The following is a 22,431-nucleotide window of genomic DNA, read 5'->3' as shown; positions in this document are numbered from 1 at the left end:
GGAAGACACATACACCTTACAACGAATCAACATATTTAGAAGCACTAAAAAGAAGAGGTTCGCCGCTGTTAAAATTTGCAATAAATAGCTAAATTTTACTAGTTGTCCACCTCAGGGCGTGTTGTTAGGTATTGCTTACACCAATAATGTCACTACTTGCCGCCACTCCACATAATCCAGCAGTTTCAGGCCACCACATAACATGCAAGAATGGTAATAGATTTTCTTTATGCACCACTGTAAAAGTTCCTACGGCGTTACCATCAATAACCTTAAAATCAAGTTTTAGAGATTCTTGCATAAACTTGAAACCCTCAGTATTTTTAGGTGAGTAACCCAAATTAACTTCAAGCTCATTTAATCCTTCCATTTCGGATGGAATAATGAACTTATAAACACCTGCATCTTTAGTGCTGATAATTTCTATTTGCTTATTATATTTTTCCCCGCTCATGGGAAAAGAGCAAGACCAAACACTTGTGGATATACAAAATAAAGATATTAAAGTGATGGCAAACTTCATTGCGATACCTAACAATTTTATAGTGCGCGCGTCGCGCATATTTCTGCCGAAGTCACGCTCATGTATTTAATAAGTCTTTTTTAACAAATAACTTAACCCATTGCTAGCTATAATTATTTCTTGGTACTAAATATAATCAGAAAAAGAAAATACGCTCGACGCTCTTTTTCTTGAATATGGGAGTAAAACAACTAGACTGTATATTTATACAGTAATCGATATTGGTGATGACATGAAAACGCGCTCTCCATTTTTAAATTATATCGCTGATTATATGTTGGTACGTCAGTATTCATTACGTACCGTGGACACGTACCTGAGATGGATTGCATCTTATATCCATTTTCATGATAAGCGCCACCCCGCCTCAATGGGAGACAATGAAGTCGAGCGCTATCTAGAGTACTTAGTGTTAAAACAAAACGTTGCACCACGAACGCAAGCCACGGCACTCAATTCATTGTCATTTCTATACAAGCACATAATAAAAAAAGAGCTGTCGTTAAACTTAAATTTTGCTCGCAGTAAAAAACAAGCAAAACTACCTGTAGTTATGACGCCAGAAGAAGTTAAGCTGCTTATGACTCATTTAAATAAGCGTTATTACCTTATTGCAAGCCTTATGTACGGGAGTGGTTTAAGAGTAATGGAAGCGGTACAATTAAGAGTGAAAGATATTGATTTTGATTACAAGTGTATTCAAGTATGGAATGGCAAAGGTAATAAACACCGTATTGTAACATTGGCCACCGAGCTAATTCCTATGCTGAGAAATCAAATTCTGCAGGTTGATGACTATCTAAAACTTGATTTAAATAATACGGAATATACTGGCGTATGGATGCCTTATGCTTTAACAAAAAAATATCCTTCTGCCTCAAAATCACTTGCGTGGCAGTATTTATTTCCCTCACATATATTAAGCACAGATCCTCAAAGTGGTGAAATAAGACGACATCATTTTCATCATTCGTGTATAAGAAAAGAAATAAAAAAAGCCGTTCAAAAATCGGGATTAACAAAAATAATAACACCGCATACCTTACGCCATTCATTTGCAACGCATCTATTGCAAAGTGGTGCCGATATCAGAACAGTTCAAGCTCAGCTTGGCCATTCAGATGTCAAAACAACGCAAATATATACCCATGTTTTACAGCAAGGAGCGAACGGTGTAATTAGTCCATTAAGTAAAATATTTTAAACTTTATCAATGTTCACTTCACGGCAAAGGTATGATGAAAAAGCACGCCTATTTGATTAAAAATGATGCCATTACAATTTTGACGAGGATTTACCAAAAGCGCAATATGAGAAAATAGTATTGGTAATTTTAGATAGTATGAAAAAGGAAATTTACAACACCCAATGTTGTTTGAAGTATAAGTTGGCATAACAACATATGCTTTTACTGACCTACAGCATTGCAAGTGAAGTATAAGTTGACATAAAATTGAAGCTTATAATGGCATAAAGTTTCCGAATTTAGCTCAAGCAACGAGATTAATAAAGTAAAGCATACTGACTTGCGATGTGTCATTTTGAGCTGTAATAAATTTCGCTAGAGAGTCCGACATCAAGCGTAGATATTTTTGAACAAAAGTAGGAGTAAATTCATGTTTAAAGAGATCGTACGTTATTAATTAAAGGGTCGTTTCAGACCCTTTAATTGAAGCCAAAAATATATAATTACGCTTCGAAATTAATTTCTATCTAAAGCAACAAATGCAAGCTTTGAGCGGTATACTCTCATGCTGTGATCAGTACCAAATTTCTTCCAAGTAAACTGTTTTCTCATCCAACCTTTCAGCCGATACCAAATATCTACGTGAGTTAACAAGCGAGTTTTATAATACTCTCCAGGCTTAACGTTGGTTAGAAAGCGCATATCGCCACCATGAATATATTGACCAAACTTTTCGCGAAGACCAGACTTAAGCTTATCTCCTATGGCGGGAATAAACCCTAAAAACCAAGAGGTAGTTGTGATAAAAACATCTGCGGGCGGGACCATAGTTACACCATCTGACGAATTTACAATTCTATAGATAGGTGTTTTCATTGTCATAAGCCAATGATCATCCGATACTCTAGGAGAGCCAAATGTATAACACGCAGCATTACCTCCTTTGTGGTTAATCCTCTTTGCAGCTATTGTCGCAAGCGCGCCGCCAAGTGAATGACCTGTAATAAAAAGAGGTAACTCTTTGAATTGCTCAAGTGATTTATTAATTTCCATCTCAATGAGGTTGTAAGCATCATGGAAGCCAGAGTGCACCCTTCCTTCAGTCACACACCTCGTCAAAACAGCATTTGCATCCGATTTTATATCTTTTAACTCTGTTGGCTCAGTACCACGAAAGGATAGCACAACAAATTCATTAGTTTTAATTAGAACTGCTTGGCTTCCTTGAGCATTAAAAGTTGATACAAGCTCAGCATCTATAAGTTTTAGCTGATTTTCGAGTAAGATTTTTTCTTCATTGTGATCATAAGTAAACTTATCAACAGCTAATTGGATTGCACCTTTTAGAAGACTGTCGCTATTTTTACTTGAAGAAAAAATTTTTTCTAGTTTAAGTCTGAGAACATCATTAATAACTGGAGGGTTAAACCTAACATAAGCCAGCTCAGCAAAACATGCCATTAACCATGCTGTTCTATCACTATAGGCCCTACGGTACATAGGCACTGTTTTACTTAATAAGCTTTTAGCTTGTTCTAATTCCTCAGTAGTACTTATCATTGGTTTTGACATTATCTCAATTCCTATTAATATCTAAATTAACTTCTTGGTACAACTTGTTTTAAACTGTAATTAGAACAAGACTGCTGCTGTCTAAGAGTGTTTTTAGGCTAAACTTAACCTTCTACTTTTGATTCACTTAAGCAAATTTTTGTAAAAGGGATAAAATCACACCGCCCAACTCTTCAGATTTAGCAACGATATGATTAATCTTCTCGTTTCTATTTTGCGAAGATTTAACTATTTTCATTAATTCGGTAAGTTTTTTTACATCTGCTGGGCTAGGAAATAACTCCTTAACTTCTTCATCAGTCATTCGAGTAATTGAAGAAATACTTGATGCTAATTTTTCATCTGTAGCCTCAGCAGAATTTTCGATTATTAAATCGATCTCACTATCAAATTCATCCCAATTTATCGTCATTTTAATCTCTCCCCTTAATTAAATAGAATCTCGTATTTCTCGGACTTTACCTAAAAATTTTTGTGAACGTTCTGATTTATCTTCCAAAATATCTTTCTTTTCAATAAGAACAGAAACCGCATCATCTGTTTCGTCAATCAACCTTCCTATGCTCGCATCGGTTGTATTAACCATTTCTAAGTATCGATTCCTATTATCTGCGACCTTAGATGCGGATAATAAAAAACTAGTAATACTATTATTGATCGATCTAGCCTGCGTATATTCCTCTCTAATTTTTAGCTCAATACGTCTTTCAAGGGCATCAAGGGGCTGAATTAGCTCTAGTCTTTTTTCATTGATTTTCTTTATAAGTCTTGGGCCAGTTTTTACTAAAAACAGTAATCTTTGCTTTTTATCATCTTCACTAACAATCGTTTCCCAAGCATCAGAAATTGTTTTATTGGAAAAGAAGTGATTTGCAAATTCAGGAACCCACTCTTCCTCTATAAACTTATCCACTTCTTTTCGCTTCTGATCAAAGAATCTATTTAAAAGTGTGATATTTGATTCTTCAATTGCAGCAATTCGCTTACCTAACTCAACCGATAATTCTGGAGCTTCTGAAGGAATTGATACACACCCCGTGACTGCAATAAGTACAGATAATGTTGTTACTTTAATTATTTTAAGCATCTTTCAACTCTCTTCTTTTTTATTCTCAATTGTATTTAAGGTAAATTTAAACTGATTTAATTTACTTCCAATTATAGAATTACATCTCGACCACCAACCAAAAACATAAATAACAACAGGTAATAAATTAAAATAAATGTTCTTTTCGCTCAGGAGCCATTAATCCTAAACTCCACTTAGCAATAGGGGATCTTTTATCCCACCATTCACATTGTCTTCTGTGGAGCATATCAGCAATAAACTCTGCAATTTGAGGATCAGTTTTACCAGGTAGTAAATTTTCGTTTTTGATCGCTAAAAAGAGAGATTCTGCATATTTTTGACGACTTTTTATGTCCGATTTTCGAGTCAGAATAGACATCACGGGATTTAAAATAAAAATCATCAGAATAAACATTACTAAACAGAAACAAACTAAAGCTCCTATGAATATCAATAATGATTTCTTACTTATAGTCTCTTGATATGGGCTATTATTTATATCGAAATCTCTTATTCCAACTCCTTTAGCAAAAGCTCTAATGTTTGGTTCCTCTGTACCTTCAAATAAAATTCTAAGTTGAATACCGTAGTCTGATTTTTCAGTCCGATTGATGGCTGAAACTTTGAAGGAGAAATTAAACGAGTTACCATCAAATTCCATTTTTTTTGGCTCTTTAACGAGGTCATTTACATCACCATGCCCTACAACTGAATAAGCTAATACCTTAAAATTAGATAGTTCTTTAGGTGTTAATTTAAAATTTATGGGAATATCCAAGTAATCTTTAGCCGTATAGTTAAGTAGTGAGATTTGCAATAAACCAATCTTTTCTTTTTCTATCTTATTCACAGTGAGAATTATATCATCGGAAGGGAATTTAGGTTTTGAGAAGTAGTTATCGTCATAATCTTTGTGTAAATCTAACTTTGATATTGCTAAGCTCTCAGAATAAAAGTAGTAACTACCTGCAAACGTAAATAATGCACTCAATGCTGCGACTAATATATTTTTCCACATCTTTTCATATATTCCTGATTTAAATAAATAGCTCTAAAGCGATAGTGATCTCTCGTATCATCAATACTATTAACCCAGTACTCACTACTGACCTGATGAGTCAATCCAGCTATGACTTAAACAAATCGTTAGAATTCTGTAATTAAGGCGCGGTCAAAACACAACCACAAACAGTATGATTTATAAACTACAGTATCATTATGATTCGGTCAATATATTTTTGTGGTTTGTTTTTTGTTCTTTAAAGGTTCATATTGAATCTCAATGTTGTACCATTGATTACTCTGTGATATTTGTAGGGGAACACAAATGTTGGAGTCATTTTAGTATGATTAGCCTCAAGCACTTACCAGCCGCACAAGTTTCAAGATTAACTTATATAGAATTTTGTTTAAGATTTTTAGGTAGTTTTTCTCGAGCGGATCTTGTTAAGAAATTTGGAGTAGGAACAGCTGCTGCAAGTAGAGATATAGCGGAGTATAAGAAGCTAATGCCTAATAATATCTCGGATACATCAAGTTCTAAAAGTTATGTACTTAGCGATAGTTGGCAGCCACTGTTTAAATTTAAATCCTCTGAAGTCTTAGCTCAACTAACTGGTAAAGAAATCCAAAGCTTCACCCATTCATATGTTTCAAATGAAACCCTTGATATCATTGACGAGCCGGATCTTAGGATTGTTACTGAAATAACAAAAGCAATTCTTTCGCAAAGAGCTTTAGAAGCCGAATACTTTTCCAATTCTAGCGGCTCTAGTACCAAGAACTTAGTTCCGCATTCATATATGTATAATGGTTCAAGATGGCATGTGCGAGCATTTGATAGATGTAAAAATAGGTTTGGGGACTTTGTTATATCTCGGTTTCTCGGCGCAAAGATAATTGAAAAAGAGACACCTAATAAGCTTGAGCTTAAAACGGAAGATATTCAATGGAACAGACAAATTGATCTTGAAATAATTCCTCACCCTAGCTTGGAAGACACTCGAGGTGTAACAAATGAATTCAATATGATCGACGGTGTATTAAAAAAGAGGATTAGAGCTTCATCAGCCGGGTATTTTTTAAAAAACCTCTACGTCGATTGTGCGAGAATTCCAACAGCAGACAAACATTTTCGATTAAGGTTAAAAAACAGGCTCTCTTTATATGGAGTCGGAGGACTAAACATGGCTCCATACTTCGATGGATTTGAAGAAGAATAGTTGTATTTATAAGCAACTTAATAATATTATTAGAAGATGACACCTACTTATACTTTAGAGTTTCATATGGCTAAAACAATAAAAACCAGCAACACCATTGATAAATTGGCGAGTTTCGATTACGAAAATGTAAAGCTGCATTAGATGGTCGGCTGTCCGTAGATGATCTTAGCGCAGCTGAACAAGTTGTATTTATGAATAATTTTGACGAAGCTATAAACTCTAATTTAGAACAGGATTTTTCTAAGCATTTTGAAAAACTGAGCAGTAACGAAAAACTTTATGGCTTAGATCTGTGAAACAAGAAATAGATCAAGTATGAATAAACACAAATAGCTCATACCTTAATTAAAGTTGAATAAAAAGACCCCAGCGTTTGCTGGGGTCTTTTTATTTAGCCTCTGCCTTTTCGGCAGTTAAGAGTCACAATTTGTGGTTGTTCAATTCCTGGCCTAATTTCAGCTGCCTACTCGGCAGTTCACGGTGATTTAGAAAATCGAGAGCGCTTGTGTATATTTCCAGCTGCCTACTCGGCAGTTCACTTCTGGATATAAAGGGTAATCAAGTTAACATAATTTCCAGCTGCCTACTCGGCAGTTCACTATAAAGGTTAGTTTAAATTTCTATAAATACCAAAATGTTAAATCATTTTTAAATGATTCCCCCTTTTTAATCAACCAGATAACCCATTGAAAATTAAAAGAGTGTTTTATAACTATTAAAAAAGGGTATTCAAAGAGGGAACAGTGCCTTGAAATGTTTGATTTGTAGCAAGGCCATAATTATTGAATTGATTTTTTATGGACTCAGTATTTTCAATTTTTTGTATGTGAAGTATAAAATTCTCCCCGTTGCTTTTGCTTGATACAGGTATTGAATGAAAGTGACCTATGACTTTTGCCTCAAATTGGTATTTAGGGTTGTAAATCTCGCCTCTAGCTTCAGCTCGTTTTTTAGCGCGTTTTAATCGCCTTTGCTTTTCACCCACAAATGCTTTAGCTACCGATTGGTTGCGAACAAACATGACTTCACTTTGGTTTGTTGGTACTTCGAGTATTATTGATAAGCCAAATAACTTGTCATGAGCCATCATCTCAAAATAGCTTTGCTGAGATAAATTGGTTAATTGCTTTTTATCTGTTGATACGAACGCTAATTCATTACCTATTGTTTGCTCATTCCATTTAGGGAAGCACACACCAATATTACTTATTTCACGTGAGCTCATAAACCCATGCAAAATACCGATACAACGGCCAGCTAGAAGGCTTACATCACAATTTTTAGGTAAATAGGTAATGGTAAAATAATAGCGCTTCAAGCTTTACTCCTTTGGAACAAGCCACCTTTGATCAACACTGCCGCAATAAAGTGAACTGCGTTTGAATCTTCACTTTGCTCTAAACCATGCTTTTCCATGTACTTAATATGCAAAGCAATACGCGGGAGTAATGAATAAAAGTCTGAATGGGTCTTAGGTGTTCTGTGTGCAACTAATATTTGCTTATCTGCACCATACTCGTGAGTTCGTAATGGTTTGTAACCTCCGTCATACCAATCATCGATAGTTTGAATAGCAGCGCCTACTTTTTGCGAGTTTAAACTTGCTGCTTTTTTATCGCCGACTTGAGTATATGCAAGTTGCTTAGATGACATGCCCTGTTCAACAGCATCTACAAACTTTTGACTAGGGTGAACCTCTTGGCTAAATGCATTTTTAATTTTGGCGGTTATATCTAAATAACAGTAGCTTTGAGGGTTGCTAAGCCCTTCTTGAATAACTTCTGCTAATGTTGTTAGTGCTGTTTGATTATTTTGCCAATTGCCCTGCCACTTTAATTTTTGTGCACCTTCAACAATTATTGGGTCTAAATGTTCTGCGAGGATTTCAATATCAACATTTGGTGATTGGCGGTTGCGCCAAAGCCAGTTGCCCATCAGTATATTTTTAGCGTAGCGAGTTGCCACTTCATTAAGGCCATTGTGCTTTTTATAGGTTTCAAAAAAACGTTTTAACCAATAAATAACTTTAGGGTCATCACAAACATGTGGCTCATTGCTATTGGCCTCAACCCTGAGTGAAAAACGGCAAACTAGCTCATTTACTGTTGGAGGCACGTAGCACACATCAATTGTTTGTGGGTTCCCAAAAGCGAGATCTTGTGGCGCTAAGTTTTTAGCCTCATTTTGCTTTTGATACGCATCACCAAACCCTGACTTTTGCCCAACTAATTTATTTTGCTCTATTTGTAGCGGTTCAAAATCAGACGCTGGTGTTTTATAAAAAAACACCGCTTTACTGGGTGAAAGCGAACGCGTGTAACTTAAGTGCCGAGGTAATTGCATTATTCATACTCAAACTTAGACTTTTTCATAAGCATAGACTCTTTTTGAACATCCATAACCCAAAATGCGTCATGAAAGAACTGCTTAGCCCCAGCGTACTTTACTGATGTATTACTAACACACTCTAACAAACCAATTACGGGTTCAGCATAACAATGGTATTCATGTAATGCTGCATCTCGCTTTACGGGTTCTTCAAGCGCAGCAAAGCCAATTGCAGCGGGTCTTAAATTAAAGTTACCGTTAAGGGCATCAATTAATTGTTCAAAACTTTTAACTACTTTTTTTGTAGGATATAACCAACTGCCATTTGACGATTTTGCTTTAAGGTTTTTAAAAAGTTCACTCGGTTTAGTATGCACATGGCACCAGTCTATATTTTGATATAACGAAGGTGGATGCATAGTCCCGCCCGCAAACATAGATGGTAGTGCGGGCTTTATAAGCTGACTATTTAACTTATCTAAAAGCTCAGTATTTGGTACAAAAAGCCTAAATACTAAATCGAGTGTTATGTCGCATTTGGGTTTATCGATAATACCAGTTCTTATTACATGACTACGGCCAGCAACTTGTTTTAACTTGCTTGGCTCAGGTAATGGTTTACCTGTATGTAATTGATAGTTTTCAATGTAAATAGCACTGCCAATACACTTAATTGAATGGTCTATAAAGTTTTTTAGCTTACGCTCAAAGTTATGAGCAAGCCCATTTAAAGCTGTAAGTGACGGCATACCTTGAATATATGGGTTAGCCATTGCCTCAGCATCAAACACTCGCATATCTTGGCAATGTACATACACTATTTGCTCATCATTTAATGTTTCTTCTTCAGTTGTACAATGAGTAAATACATAGTTTAACTGCGTTTTAAACAGCCCCATTAAATTAGGGTGATACGCAAAGCGTTTGAGCTTACTTAAATTACCAAGGCTCTCATTTAGTACGTTACTAAATTGGCTAATGCAGTTAGTAATACTCTGATCTAAGTAATGCTTTGCCCACTCAGGGTAAGCTTGCTCTTGCACGTTATTTTTAGCTTCCAGAATGTTATCAAGCCATAACTGCAAACTAACACGTACCTGCCTAATAGCCGCTACTCGCGCTAATCGCTTTTGCCTCAACGTACTAAACTGTTTAATACCAACCAATACCAAAAGCGCCTGTTGAAATTGACTACTTAATAGCGCACGAATTTTAAATGCTTTCTCTATATCATTATCGGCTACTTTAGAGCGGTTAACAGCCTTTGAATATGTTTTAGGAAAGTAACGCAGGACTCTTATATTACCACCTACTGAGCTTGCTAAATCGCCAACATTGGCAGGTCTTGACTGCTCAACTAAAGCAAAATTTAACTTACGATCTGTTGTTAATTGCTGAATTTTAGCCAGCATTGCGTGGCTTACTACAGGCGTAACCGCAAGGTAGCTTTGCTGAAATGGCATTTGTAATTGTGGTGAAAAAGAGCTTACTTCTAATGGGAGCTCTACCACTGGCAACTGCTGTTTTATTTTACCCGCGATTTCTAAAACCGCCTTTTTAGTAAACTCGTAGGCTCTGATTAAATCAATCCAAACAGGCTCTTCAGTTATTAATAACTTTGCTAAACAAGTCACTTCGCCCTGCCAACTAAATGAGGTTAAAAATAACTTTGCATGATTAATTTCAGCACTGTTGTGCGACCAGCCAAAACTTAAAGGTAATGACCGGCTACAAATACCCGCAATATCTTCACTTACAACTTCACTAATTAAACGTTGATGGCTTACTCGTATATCAGGGTATTTTAAATTATGAGTATGAAACCATTTCACTTCGTTAATGCACTTACTCAATAACACTTCATCGCGTAATACACTTTTAGCAGTTCTTACACTTGTTAAATCATCAATCTCACTTCGCTTATAAACTAGGTTAATGAGCACAGTCAGCGCTTGTTCTTCAAAGCCATCTACCGCAATGCAAGGCGTATATGAGGCAAACAACTTTCTAAGTGTTGTGGTTTTTTCTTTTAGTGATTCAATTACGAGTGCGTTTTGTAAGTTCATAAATTACCACGGCGCTATAAATTGTTTTTTTGTTTGAGGCTTTTCAGCTGCGAATGCTTGCTGTAGCTCAATTACCTGGCGTAAATAAAATACATGGCTATCAGCTCTGAGCTGTTCGTGCTTTTTTTGTGGATAAGCACAGTTTAAAAAGCCTTCTTGATGAAGCCTGTAAACTTGCTCTGTGGTAGTGTTTAACAATACTGCGGTATCAAAAGTACAAAGTAGTAAGTCTGCAATATTTGGGTGTTTAGCTTTAGGGTTACTATCAACTAATTCGACAAAATAATTAATAATCTCATCAATTACTTTGTTCTTACGGTTACTTGTTGCAGCTATTTGACCATCACGGATCATATTGCCATAGACAGAGTTGAACTTAGTTTTATTAAAAGGGTTAAGTTGTTTGAGTCGCGCATTGTTTGTAAGTAAATCAAATTCAGCTGTAAGACCATTAGGCCAAGTACTAAAGTAATTAACAAAAGTACTGTTAAAGTCAGCATCGCATACATCAAGTTGTTTAACCTTAGCAAACCAAGATATTAACCCCACTATTTTTTGGCTGTTATTACCTGCAAGAGCAAATGCAATTTTAAAGTCTGCATCGTTTAACTGTTCACTATTGGTTAGTTTACAACCGCAACTGCACTCTAAAAACCCCTCATAAGCTCTGTAATCAATTAAGTTATGGCATTCTCTACATTGTGAGGTTAATTGTGTTTTATGCTTATGACACGCTTTATAGGGCTTTAAATGCCAGTAAAAAGGAATATATGAAGATTCAGACAAGCATTCAATGCAAACAGGTATGTTATCAGTATGAAGTAGCTCAAGGGGAATTGTTAGCTCATTTCGGCTTACTGCGGCAAGGTTGCCAAATTTAAAATTACTGCGCCGCCATGCAAGCGCAAGAATATCACCAGCGTTAACATCTGCTAATTGAGCTACCAACTTAAGCGCTCTTATTCTAAAGCTGCTCGCTTGCCTAGCATGATAAACATCAACCTTACTTAGCTCCAACGGCAACGCACCTTCAAGCTCATGATCTTGCTCTGCAAGCCATTGCCACAAAATATCAGCAAGCTCACTATAGCCATCGTATGAGTTATTCCTTGCAAGCCTTAGCAAATAGCTTTCAAGCGCCTCATCAGGATAAGGTTTTGTTTGAACTAAAAAATGCATCGCCAACCTAAACTAAGAAAATCTTAGTTTAGGTTTAGTTCGTATTTATTACTTCGTCAAATTCATTTGGCTTCAATATGAACACTTTTCTTTTGGAAAAAACAAATAAGCTTCCATGCTTCAAAACTAGAACGAAATCAAAACCATTCCCCCAGTATAGGCTCAGCTTTTCTTCGGTAAATTTTAGGGCTTTTTCGTAGTTTAGGCATGGGCTTGAATGATTATGATAAGCTAGCAAGCAGTTTACAGGGTACTGAGTATAATGTGACTTGAGTTTTTTATGCTTCTTCAAAGTGGTATCGTAAACAGATTGGGCAAACTCATGCTCAACACTACTATCTCCCATCCAAGGGGTACCTGTCAGCTTATTCCTAGAGGCAACTTCCTTTAATTCTTGCTTCGTTCTGTGCGGCTGTTTCAACTTGAAGAGTGAAGGGTCTACCACGTTTGCTTGATGCAAAGTCAAGGCCTTAGCGTGATCTGAGTGGATTATTTCAGTTAATTCAACTCCATAATTAGTTCCAGCCATCTCAACGTGAAAATCCGGTTTTTCTCTTTTTGTCACTTTGAATGGTAATTCCACCTCGTTAGAGCAAAAAAATAGATTTAATGATTCACGAAAAACCCATTGCTCACATTGCTCTGACGTCCTGCCTTTTCCTCGTGGCAAAACTTCGACTTTTAGCTCCTCGATTACCTCTTGCAACTCAATTTGAGTGTTAGCCATGAAGTTCATCACTATAGATCTGACTCACTAGAGTTATCTTTCGTTATTTGAATAATTTGATTTCTCACATCTTCACTCATATTACTCCACACACGTATTAGCTCGGCCAGTTTATCCTCTTCACAATAAAAGTAAGCTACTGGTACATCTAGCTCTTTAGCGATGCGTTTCATGGTTAAAAAATCAGGGGCATGTTTGCCTTTTTCGTATTGGTTCATGCGAGCACTAGCCGTGTTTGGCTCCATGCCTAATGCCATACCTAGCTGTTGCTGAGTAAGGCCTGCTGCTTTTCTTGCAGATTTTAGGCGTGAAGGTGTTGGAGTTTCCATGTGAACCTTAGCTATAAAACATATATTGCTAAGATTCTCTTAGTATCTAACCCATAAGTGTACTAAGGATATTTTAGTTTTTAAATATACACTTAATTAGTAATGTCTTAAACTATAAATTCATGAGTTAAAAGGGATTTTATGCTTGTTTTTGCTAGTGAAGCTTCTGGTAAGATTGTTTCAATAAATAACGTCAAAAATGGTAAAGCATGTAACTGTTTTTGTATCGCATGTAATGACCCTTTAATTGCACGCAATGGAGGGAAAATAAAAGCACACTCATTTGCTCACACTACAAAAGAAGAGTCTAGAACATGCTTAATGACCGCTTTGCATCGGTACGCTCAAGAATATTTTTTAACGGCTAAAACAATAAACCTTCCAGAAGTTACTATTTATCATCGAGGTTACAGTAAAACTGAAACTAGTAGAAAAGCCTTAATTAACTCTGTAAAACTTGAATATAGCATTCATAACAAATACATCGCCGATGTGAAGTTAGAAACTGATATTGGTGATTTATTAGTGGAAATCAAGGTAACATCGCCTTGCTCCGCAGAAAAAATTAACTTTTACCGTGACGAAACAATCGCTTCCTTAGAGTATGATTTATCTGCTTATATTGATTCTGATTATACCGATGTAAATTGTGCGCTTAAGCATAATGATGATACGTCTAATTGGTTATTTGGTTGGTGTGAGGATCAATTAAGAGAAGAGATTAATCAAAAAGTTGAACTCAACCAAATAGAAATGAATAAAAAAATTAGACAACAAATTGAAGAGTCAAGAAAACAAGCTCTACGTAAATTTGATAACTTAAAAAACGACAACAACTAAAAATACCCAGCCACAACATTGGATTTAACCATAATATCAAAGGTGAAAATTACGATTTATCTGCCCAAGTAGTAAAAAGTAAAAGTATAAAGTTCGAAAAAGTTTCACTTGAAGTAGAGCATGAAAATTTTTTACTATTGAAGTGCGTAGCTCTTAATAATTCTAACCAAGAACGAGTGTTAAATATTGCTCTTTTATTTCAAAATGATACCCCCGATATCCTCAAAAAAGATTCAGGCCAAATAATCGTAGGTCGAATAAAAAAATCAAAACAATTTAAGTTCGAATGGCTAAACTTTACACCTCCAGGTTCGGCTTTAGAAAGAGCAAAATTTATAGCTATTTCTGAAAAAGAAGAGCAGCTAGAAAAATATAAGTTTATAGATCATGTAACAAACTATGCTGACATTTATGCATTAGAACAAGATAGATATTTTTCAAATGATTACCCTAAATGGAAAATGTGGCTAACTTCACAAAGTGATATGGCTCCCAACGAAAATTTTAATGTTAAAAATCCCAAGTATCCAGCTCTATTAAAAACAAATAATTCACACCCTCAGCTTTGGATGTTTGATCGCTGGTACATATTAATATTTAGTAAATTAACAGAGTTTATTGACAGCTACCCAATAGGTACACCCATAGATACAAAATACATATTTGAGCTACTAAAAAATGAATTTCCACTTTCCCATAATTACAAATTTTTTGTCGAGCAAGCAGATAAAATGAATGTTTCATATAAATTAGATCACTTACTAAAGCCTGAAAGTATTATAAATACTTGCTTATCATTTTTTGAGGAGACACTTGCTGTTGAAAAAATCTCTGGTGTTTTTTTTAGAAATTACAACTTGAGATTGCAAATGTCCCCTTCAATCAAATAAATTAAGCACCGGAAGGTTGCAGCCCTAATACTTCGAATGTATTTTTAAGCTCTAGAATGGCGTAGCCAGGGTCTATGCCCCAATTAAAAAAGCCGCCATTTATTGTTTTGTCCCAACGTTCCTGATCTTCTTTAGGAATAAATTCAGCGGTATTAACATCACAATCTTTAGCTAAAACGACCATTAGAACTTCATGAACCGAAGGTCTATTATGACCTTCAGGATATGGGTTAACTTTCTTTATTCCTAAGATATTAGCAATCTCTTTAGCATCATACTTAGAGTTGCTTATTTCATTAGCTAAATCGGGCTTGAAACAATAGATAACAACAGCTAGTGTATTTAACAATAAATACCCCAAATGATTGTTTTCTGAAAATGCCTTTCCCTCGGTTAAGACTTGCAACACTTCCAGATACCTAACAAGCGTTTCGACTTCTCGTAAAGATAGCTCTAGGTTAATAATTATCGACTCAATAAATTTTTTAGGTAATGCAGGTGAGTAAAGGTTTGTTGGTAAATGCTGATTTTCCCGAACCAACTTTTCAAATAAGGTCATGGAAGCAAAAATTGGTTCAAGTCTATTTGGTATAGTTTTATTACTGAGTTTAATAGTGAATTTTAAAAACTTATCTAAATACTTTTGAGAGTCAACATCAGTACCATAACAATGATTTATAGATGCTCTCAATTGTTGGGAGTTAGTAATCAATACAAATTGAACATTGTCGATATCAAATACGTGTTTAATAAGCTCTAGAACATCTACAGCAAAGCTAGGCTTACACCTATCTAGCTCATCAACAAAAAACACTATAGCTTTTTCTTCTGCTACTTTGGATATCGCATCTTTAAGGGAAGTTAGATTTTTATCAGCTTGTACCTGATCTTTTATAATTGACTCAACTGTAGCATCAATGGCTTTATCTGCGGCTTTTTGAATATCTTTGTCATAGTCATCAGCGACACTAGCAAAATCTTGCCTAAGAATATGTCCAATAAAAGCTTTTCCTCCTGTTTTAAGTCCAAATTTTGTAGCTGGTATAATCTTTTTAATAAAGCCTGGCTGCTCTTTTTCTGGCAGTAACTTAATTATCTCTGATAGAAGCGTGACAAGTGGTTCACCTACATGATCAGCTTTAAATGCATCTACATAGATTAAATGGTGAGTGTCCTTTAATTTGAATAAATTAATTGTTTTTTGACAAAATTCAGACTTCCCCGTTCCCCAACTCCCATCAAGCATCATAGGAGATATATCCAAAGATGAACTCAAAAGTTTAATTATGTTTTCTGCTACAGGCTTGCGATGAAACTCATCACGACTTTCAAATGTGTTGTTCATATTTTCCCTAATAATTTAACTTTTTAATATTAGAATAATAGTAATCTAGATTCATGACTCCGTATAACCTATTTCCTCAACAACTGACTGATCGGCATCCGGTCAGTAAACTTAGTCGCTATGAACGGATCTTCATCTTTGGCGCTTTCAGGTTTATAAAGTGAATAGCGCTCGACTTCACTTGCTGTTATTTCTGCAACAGGCAAGGTAAATAGGTTTGGTACATCAGGAAACAGTACTCCAAATGCTTTAACTAGATGCTTGGTTGTGAGGGTTTTCGCGTTATCCATTAGTGCATAAAGTACGGCATCATCTAAAAAGTATTTAAGCGTTCTAAAACAGCCTTTTGATAGTGAGAACAAAGCAAATACTATTGCTTGTTCACTTAGGTTTGGCTTTTCGGTAAATGGCATACGGTTGGCTAGGCCAATTATTAACTGCACAAAGTGCTTTGGGTTTTCTGATAGTTTAAAATAAGGCAGCTGCCGCCTTACTAATAAACGCGATGACCACTGCGGTTCGTCTGCTATTTTTTCTGCCCACGGCATACCTACCAATACAATTGATACACCCGCTTCGTCGTTAATGTATTTTAATCGATTGGCAATCTCGCGGCGTTTTTTACCTTGGTTGTGTTCAATTAGCTCTTGAAACTCATCAATAATTATAAGCTCTGTGCCACACGTTTTTAGGCATTTTATTAATGATGTCGTTAACCGAGTACCGTTTATTCGTAGCTTGCGCTCTGTACTGCCTACTTGACCTAAGTCTTTAAGAAGCTCGGCTAAAGTAGATTCTAATGTTGGGTTACTAGGTATGCGGCTGACTAATACGGGGTGATTCATCACTCCATTAATAAATTGCGGTAAGTGACGTTCTTTATACTGTTTTATTAGTGCTGTTTTACCTGTGCCTGTATCTCCATTTAACAGCATGCAAGGCTTTTCACCTGTTAACCCTTTACCAAGTCTTAATCTGTCAAAGTCGTTAAATACAGTGGTTATTATTGGGTATTCAATAAATACATCACGAAATTCATTCAGCTTTTCTTTTTGTTTATCGGTCAGCATAGTTAAAATCCATCTAGGTCTGAGATAAAGTCATCCCAACTATCAGCTGGTTGCTCTTTAGGTGTAACCTTTTTGGGTTCTACTGGCTCGCTCTGAGCTATTGATTTTTGTGAGTCACTATTTACATTTTGATGCTTAGCTAATGCTTTACCCCCTTTTACTTTTGAGTGTTTTGGCGCATTTTTTAACTCTTCAAACTCATTTTGAATTTTATTATGAATAAACATACGCGCTTTTGCTAAGCCTACATTATCGATAGAGCCCGAAATAAAATCGCGATGAATACGTATATTTATTTTATGCTGATTCAAACTTAAATTTTGGGTGTAACCGTTTGGGTCTATGCATGGCACTTTTATGTAATGCTCTAGCTTATCGAGGTAAACGTATATATAAGAAATATCATCGGGGTTTAATTTAATTAAAACTTCTTGAGATACTTTGTGGCTAAACTGTTTTCTATAGTTTGCTAGTTCAGTACTGTCGTAGCTTAAGTTTTCTAGCCTTATTCCACCTTTACGAAGCACCCGATGGTTTGAAATACTGAGTACAACATCTAGTTGTTGAAGGTCAGCATCACTCAGCATTGTTGGTGGTAACTTATTAAAGCCTTGATCCCATAATTGGCTTGGTATGTACTTAAAGCGGCTGTCGGCATCTTGATGGAAAACGTCTACTACCCATTTATGAAATAGCTGCATAAAGGTCGTAAAGCGCATGATTGCATCTTTTTTGGGATTGTATTCATGCTTTTGTAAAATGTTAGAAAAGGTTTTACCAGGAACAGGGTCTAATAATTCAGTGTTAATGGTGCCGAACATACGCTCTACAAAGGGTTTTAACCAAGGCTTTGCGACAGGGTTATATTGAGTATTAATGCCTATTTCTTCACAAGCAAGTTCAAGGCTGTTACTCCAAAATTCAGCGCCATTATCAACAACGAGAGTTTCAATTTTGCCAGCACATTTCCACTCATTTATCGTATCTGGGTATAGTTTTGCCACATCACTTTTAGGTTTCATTGCATTTAGCATTGCTCGCCTTACTGCATCATAGCTGGGCTCACTGAAACTAAAGTAATAGCCAACAATACAATGGCTATACACATCTACTAACATAGTGAGTGTTGGCCGACCAAGTGGGATATGCAGCTCATCATCTAATAAGATAAGATCAAGTGGCGTATGGTCAATTTCAACTTTTTCGAGTACTCGGGTAGGCCGTGTATGCCCTTCTACTTTATTAAAAGCAATATCAGCAAGGCGCTTACCATAACGAGCAATCATTACTTCGTATTGCGGTAAGTTATCTATTCTGTTTTTAAACGCTTTGTATGTTAAAGGCTTTAAAACACTGCCTACAACACTGTCGTTTTCAATAACAACTAAGTCTGCATAATACTTATAAGCCGAAGCCACCGATGGTTTTTCTTTTACTAAATAACGCTCAAGTGCCTTTTCAAAAAACTTATCGGTGGCTGTATCGCGCTCCCTGTTTCCCTTTTTTTGGTGGCTTGGTATTAGCGCCATGATATTTTTATCTGCATTGGTATAAGCGCTATACCATCGTGCAGCGGTTCTCCAACTGGGCTTTTTTTCTCCCTCAACTTCAGGCATTACTTTTAATAAAGGCTCAAGGTTTTTTTGTGTCCAACCGCCTTGAATATCAGCCTCAAGCCATTGAATATATTTAAGTTTAGCAAATGTTGTTGTTTTTATTTTTTCAGGAAGGGCTTGTAAATCTTTGGCGTAATTTTGAGGTGGTTTGGTTTCTACTTTTGGTAATGGCTGGTTAAATTCATCTTCAAACAGCCCGTCATTAAACATTGTTAGACCAAATTGCTGTTTCTATTGATATTTCATTTGTAGTTAAGTCGGCAAATAACTGCCCTAGTGATAATAAGCGTAGCACCGTAGCAAGTAGCTCACCGGCAGTTACTTTTAAAAAGCTAACTAACTGCCCTACTTTAATAGAGCCGTATTGCTTAACAAGCTTTAGCACCGATGCTTGCAACTCTGTTAAAGACTGAAATCCAGAGTAGCGATGCAAAAGCTTTAAGTTATTGAGTGTTGGGTATACACGGATTTGCTTATCAGTAACCAGTATTAAATCGCGTCCACCTTGCTTAGCGATAGATTGCTTTTCAATAAAACGTGCACGAAAATCTTCATCAGCAATTTTGCTTTGCGGTTTTACTTCAATAAATTTTTGCGTGCCATCTGTGTGGGTAAGTAAAAAGTCAGGCGTGTAAGGGCAAGTACGGTTATCAAACTGATATTCGTAACCTAGTGGCTGTGCTTCAAATGCGGCTATTGATGGTGAAAATTCAAAATGAAAGCAAGCATCAAACTCTAAAGAGGATTCAACTAAACAGGTAGATTTATTTTTTTGACTAGCAAATTTATGGAGGTTTTTAACACGGGAGTGTTTGAGTTTTCTTCTGTACATGTGAGTCAACCATCTAACCACTTGGTTAAATACTAGACTATGCCACCTTATACTTCCAATTTATGCCATCTTTTAGTACAAATATGTCAACTTATACTTCAAACAACACCCAAATGAGGAATTTGGGTGGCAGTCTTACCAGCCACATCTCGGCACACACGTCACAAACTGTGGCTGCTCCCTTCCGGGCCTGACCAGATTCGCCTGCTAGTGTTGCGAGAGGACCAATAAGACTACCATTGAGGGCCTTGGTTGGCGCGGGAGAGATTATCGCTACTTTTGCTGTGTTATTCAAGGGTAAACACAAAAAGAAAGTGCGATTGCGTGTTAAACATACAATCGCACTGTTTTTTAAGCTACTTTATCAAGATTACTGGTTATCTAGCTCTTTTTGAACGTTACGTAATACTGCTTTTACCTTTTTCATGTTTTCAGGGCCCATGCGCAATAATTGCTTTTGCGCTGCGGGTAAACGTTCCCATTCAGAATAAGCGTACTGGTACGTTACTGAATTTCTCAGTAACGGCATGTCACCTTTTGGCTCTGGTGTATCTAGTAATAAATCAATGGCTTCTTGAAGTGTTTGATTAAATGCATCACCTGAATAGCCAATTTCGGTGTACGCGTCATTAATGAGTGGTTTATATTCATCATACAAACGCACAATTTGTGCCGCACTCATACTGGTAAATACTTTTACATACGGCGTGTATCGCTCGTAACTGTTTGGGTCGATAGTGAGAATGTCACCTTCCATCACGCTAAAACCATCTTGTGGACGCTCTACTGGCGCATGTTTAACCGCTACTTTGCCTTTTGCTAAGTTATCTATAAATACAACAGCACGACGTATTACATCGTCTGTTAGTAGTAAGCCCATTGCTTGATCACTTAAGTAATCATCTATGCGCGCGACCACTACAGCGTCACTTTCATTTAATGATGGAAGAGGTGCTACTACTGGCGCGGGTTCAACATTACGTGTTGGTGGACGCTCTACCTGCGGCTGAGCTGCTGGCGGTTCAATTTGTTCAATTTGAGGCTGTGGTTCCTCAACTGTTTGATATTCTTGTATAGGCTGTGCTGTGGGAGCGACTTCTACAATGGGTTGAGGCTGCTCATCAGAGCTCAATAATACAAATGCTCCGGCGCATAAAATAATAACCAGTATTACAGCAGCAAAGAGTAAGTTATTGTTTGGTGGACGTTTTTCGATATCTGGCGGTGTTGATTGATCTGACATACGAACTCCATAAAAATTAAAATGCACGTTTATCTCACTTAGAGTTACCTAAGTGATTATAATTCACAACTTAATGATAAAAAATTTACTATCACTAAGGTATCCTTTGATTCTTCTAGCTTAAAGACTTACAGTTAATAAATAAAGTAAAGACGGTCAACAGTTTAATTGCAATTATGAGAATCAAGCAAGTCAATAAAGATAAACCTAAAATCGCACTATTATTAACCGGTGGTGGCGCACGCGCAGCGTACCAAGTGGGCGTGCTTAAAGCGCTCGCGCAAAGCATGCCTCGTACAGCGCCTTTGCCTTTTACGATTATAAATGGCACCTCTGCAGGGGCTATTAATTCTGCAGCTTTAGCTAGTTATGCTTCATGTGCACACTTGGCGGTACGAAAGCTTGATTCTGTATGGAAAAACTTTTCTACTTCTATGGTGTATAAAAGTGACTTTATCAGTGTTTTTGGGCATATAACACGCAACATGCTCACTAGTTTTCAGTCTGAGCATATAAATCATCCCCCTGCGAGCTTATTAAACAGTCAGCCTTTACGTAATTTACTTAACGATATTTTAGATTTAAACCGTATTGAACGTAACTTACACCGCAATTATTTAGATGCTTTATCTATTACAGCATCAAGTTATACAACGGGCGATTCTGTTGCATTTTTTCAATCTAATACGCAATTACCTTGGCAACGTGCTAAGCGTGAAGGTAAAGCTACGCGCATAAATGTTGAGCATTTAATGGCGTCGAGTGCTATACCTATGGTGTTCCCGAGTGTAAATGTACAAAACCATTACTTTGGTGATGGCTCTATCCACCAGCTTTCACCTCTGAGTCCATGCGTACACCTTGGCGCTGAAAAAATATTTATTATTGGTGTTGATCAACCGAAAGAGTTGCACCCTCCGGGTTATTTACCACACTATCCGGGGTTGTCGTCTATTGCTGGCCACTTACTCGATAGTGTATTTACCGATACATTGCAATCGGACCTTGAGCGACTTGAACGGATCAATCGTACTTTGGGGCTTTTACCCGGGCGTGATAAACATCAAGAACTAAAACAAATTGATTCTTACGTGATCAATCCATCAGAAAACTTTAATGCGATTGCAGCGCAATATTATGACGATATGCCACTGCCTATTAAGATTTTATTGCGTATGATCGGGGTTAAAAAACGCTCACAATCGAGTTTAACCAGCTACTTACTTTTTGAAAAACGCTATACCCAACACTTAATTGATATTGGTTATAAAGACGGTTTAGAAAAGTTACCACAAATACGTGAGTTTTTAGAATTAGATTAGCTCACGACTCTCTATTCAGGCTACAACTTATACCCAAGTCACCTCATGATGCAGGACTCAGCGTTCGCG

General features: G+C 36.5%; 21 protein-coding genes and 1 other RNA gene. 5 read left to right on the top strand and 17 right to left on the bottom strand.

What is annotated here, in order from left to right:
- Window positions 1-124: 124 nt before the first annotated feature.
- Entirely contained in the window at window positions 125-523 is a 399-nt protein-coding gene (locus HH219_RS13395) for a hypothetical protein (RefSeq protein WP_169327744.1), read from the bottom strand.
- Window positions 524-755: 232 nt separating this feature from the next.
- Here HH219_RS13395 and HH219_RS13390 point away from each other — a divergent pair, with 232 nt between their 5' ends.
- Entirely contained in the window at window positions 756-1,727 is a 972-nt protein-coding gene (locus tag HH219_RS13390; protein ID WP_054455168.1) for an integron integrase, read from the top strand.
- A gap of 498 nt (window positions 1,728-2,225) precedes the next feature.
- Here the strand turns inward: HH219_RS13390 and HH219_RS13385 are convergent, their stop codons facing one another.
- The 4 genes from HH219_RS13385 to HH219_RS13370 form a co-directional block, all read right to left on the bottom strand.
- On the bottom strand, window positions 2,226-3,281 hold the full coding sequence (locus HH219_RS13385) for a DUF2974 domain-containing protein (protein WP_169327743.1): 1,056 nt from the start codon (window positions 3,279-3,281) through the stop codon (window positions 2,226-2,228).
- Between the two features lie 127 nt (window positions 3,282-3,408).
- Window positions 3,409-3,693, bottom strand: a complete 285-nt coding sequence (locus HH219_RS13380; RefSeq protein ID WP_169327742.1) for a hypothetical protein — start codon at window positions 3,691-3,693, stop codon at window positions 3,409-3,411.
- Between the two features lie 18 nt (window positions 3,694-3,711).
- Entirely contained in the window at window positions 3,712-4,368 is a 657-nt protein-coding gene (locus HH219_RS13375; RefSeq protein WP_169327741.1) for a hypothetical protein, read from the bottom strand.
- Window positions 4,369-4,495: 127 nt separating this feature from the next.
- Entirely contained in the window at window positions 4,496-5,368 is an 873-nt protein-coding gene (locus HH219_RS13370; protein ID WP_169327740.1) for a hypothetical protein, read from the bottom strand.
- Between the two features lie 328 nt (window positions 5,369-5,696).
- Here HH219_RS13370 and HH219_RS13365 point away from each other — a divergent pair, with 328 nt between their 5' ends.
- Window positions 5,697-6,572, top strand: a complete 876-nt coding sequence (locus HH219_RS13365; protein WP_169327739.1) for a WYL domain-containing protein — start codon at window positions 5,697-5,699, stop codon at window positions 6,570-6,572.
- A gap of 718 nt (window positions 6,573-7,290) precedes the next feature.
- Here HH219_RS13365 and cas6f read toward each other — a convergent pair.
- The 6 genes from cas6f to HH219_RS13335 are packed head-to-tail and all read right to left on the bottom strand — an operon-like array spanning window position 7,291 to window position 13,204.
- The gene (gene cas6f / locus HH219_RS13360; protein WP_169327738.1) at window positions 7,291-7,893 is read right to left on the bottom strand and encodes a type I-F CRISPR-associated endoribonuclease Cas6/Csy4; all 603 of its coding nucleotides are present in this window, start codon (window positions 7,891-7,893) and stop codon (window positions 7,291-7,293) included.
- Window positions 7,890-8,918, bottom strand: coding sequence for a type I-F CRISPR-associated protein Csy3 (gene csy3 / locus HH219_RS13355; protein WP_169327737.1), 1,029 nt, complete (start codon window positions 8,916-8,918; stop codon window positions 7,890-7,892). Before csy3 ends, cas6f begins: the two co-directional genes overlap by 4 nt.
- Entirely contained in the window at window positions 8,918-10,969 is a 2,052-nt protein-coding gene (locus tag HH219_RS13350; protein ID WP_169327736.1) for a type I-F CRISPR-associated protein Csy2, read from the bottom strand. The genes csy3 and HH219_RS13350 overlap by 1 nt, the downstream gene beginning before the upstream one ends.
- Before the next feature lie 3 nt (window positions 10,970-10,972).
- A complete protein-coding gene (locus HH219_RS13345) occupies window positions 10,973-12,148 on the bottom strand; it encodes a TniQ family protein (RefSeq protein ID WP_169327735.1) in 1,176 nt (391 codons plus the stop codon).
- A gap of 34 nt (window positions 12,149-12,182) precedes the next feature.
- The gene (locus HH219_RS13340; protein ID WP_169327734.1) at window positions 12,183-12,875 is read right to left on the bottom strand and encodes a hypothetical protein; all 693 of its coding nucleotides are present in this window, start codon (window positions 12,873-12,875) and stop codon (window positions 12,183-12,185) included.
- An 11-nt stretch (window positions 12,876-12,886) separates the two neighbouring features.
- Window positions 12,887-13,204 carry a helix-turn-helix transcriptional regulator gene (locus HH219_RS13335; protein WP_169327733.1) on the bottom strand — a complete coding sequence of 106 codons (318 nt, stop codon included), beginning with the start codon at window positions 13,202-13,204 and terminating at the stop codon, window positions 12,887-12,889.
- A 141-nt stretch (window positions 13,205-13,345) separates the two neighbouring features.
- On the opposite strand from HH219_RS13335, the gene HH219_RS22040 reads away from it, so the two are divergent.
- Together HH219_RS22040 and HH219_RS22035 are read left to right on the top strand one after the other, a co-directional pair.
- Window positions 13,346-14,044, top strand: a complete 699-nt coding sequence (locus tag HH219_RS22040) for a hypothetical protein (RefSeq protein ID WP_249118526.1) — start codon at window positions 13,346-13,348, stop codon at window positions 14,042-14,044.
- A 176-nt stretch (window positions 14,045-14,220) separates the two neighbouring features.
- Window positions 14,221-14,934: a hypothetical protein gene (locus HH219_RS22035; protein ID WP_249118525.1), complete on the top strand. Its 714-nt coding sequence runs from the start codon at window positions 14,221-14,223 to the stop codon at window positions 14,932-14,934.
- Between the two features lies 1 nt (window position 14,935).
- Here HH219_RS22035 and HH219_RS13325 read toward each other — a convergent pair whose 3' ends face one another.
- The 6 genes from HH219_RS13325 to HH219_RS13300 form a co-directional block, all read right to left on the bottom strand.
- Window positions 14,936-16,279, bottom strand: coding sequence for a P-loop NTPase fold protein (locus HH219_RS13325; RefSeq protein ID WP_169327732.1), 1,344 nt, complete (start codon window positions 16,277-16,279; stop codon window positions 14,936-14,938).
- Between the two features lie 68 nt (window positions 16,280-16,347).
- The gene (locus HH219_RS13320) at window positions 16,348-17,349 is read right to left on the bottom strand and encodes a TniB family NTP-binding protein (protein WP_169327731.1); all 1,002 of its coding nucleotides are present in this window, start codon (window positions 17,347-17,349) and stop codon (window positions 16,348-16,350) included.
- 2 nt (window positions 17,350-17,351) lie between these two features.
- Window positions 17,352-19,175, bottom strand: coding sequence for a Mu transposase C-terminal domain-containing protein (locus HH219_RS13315; RefSeq protein WP_169327730.1), 1,824 nt, complete (start codon window positions 19,173-19,175; stop codon window positions 17,352-17,354).
- Window positions 19,168-19,797 carry a TnsA endonuclease N-terminal domain-containing protein gene (locus HH219_RS13310; protein ID WP_169327729.1) on the bottom strand — a complete coding sequence of 210 codons (630 nt, stop codon included), beginning with the start codon at window positions 19,795-19,797 and terminating at the stop codon, window positions 19,168-19,170. The genes HH219_RS13315 and HH219_RS13310 overlap by 8 nt, the downstream gene beginning before the upstream one ends.
- 133 nt (window positions 19,798-19,930) lie before the next feature.
- An RNA gene (gene ffs / locus HH219_RS13305) (signal recognition particle sRNA small type) lies at window positions 19,931-20,027 on the bottom strand.
- 140 nt (window positions 20,028-20,167) lie between these two features.
- On the bottom strand, window positions 20,168-21,040 hold the full coding sequence (locus HH219_RS13300) for a DUF3014 domain-containing protein (RefSeq protein ID WP_054455170.1): 873 nt from the start codon (window positions 21,038-21,040) through the stop codon (window positions 20,168-20,170).
- A 176-nt stretch (window positions 21,041-21,216) separates the two neighbouring features.
- On the opposite strand from HH219_RS13300, the gene HH219_RS13295 reads away from it, so the two are divergent.
- Complete coding sequence (locus HH219_RS13295) at window positions 21,217-22,362, top strand: patatin-like phospholipase family protein (protein WP_054205984.1); 1,146 nt, start codon at window positions 21,217-21,219, stop codon at window positions 22,360-22,362.
- Window positions 22,363-22,431: the final 69 nt, after the last annotated feature.

This window comes from Pseudoalteromonas sp. NEC-BIFX-2020_015, assembly GCF_012952265.1.
Classification (GTDB): domain Bacteria; phylum Pseudomonadota; class Gammaproteobacteria; order Enterobacterales; family Alteromonadaceae; genus Pseudoalteromonas; species Pseudoalteromonas neustonica.
The sequence above is the reverse complement of the archived record's forward strand: the minus strand, read 5'-3'. Positions and strand labels throughout refer to the sequence as shown.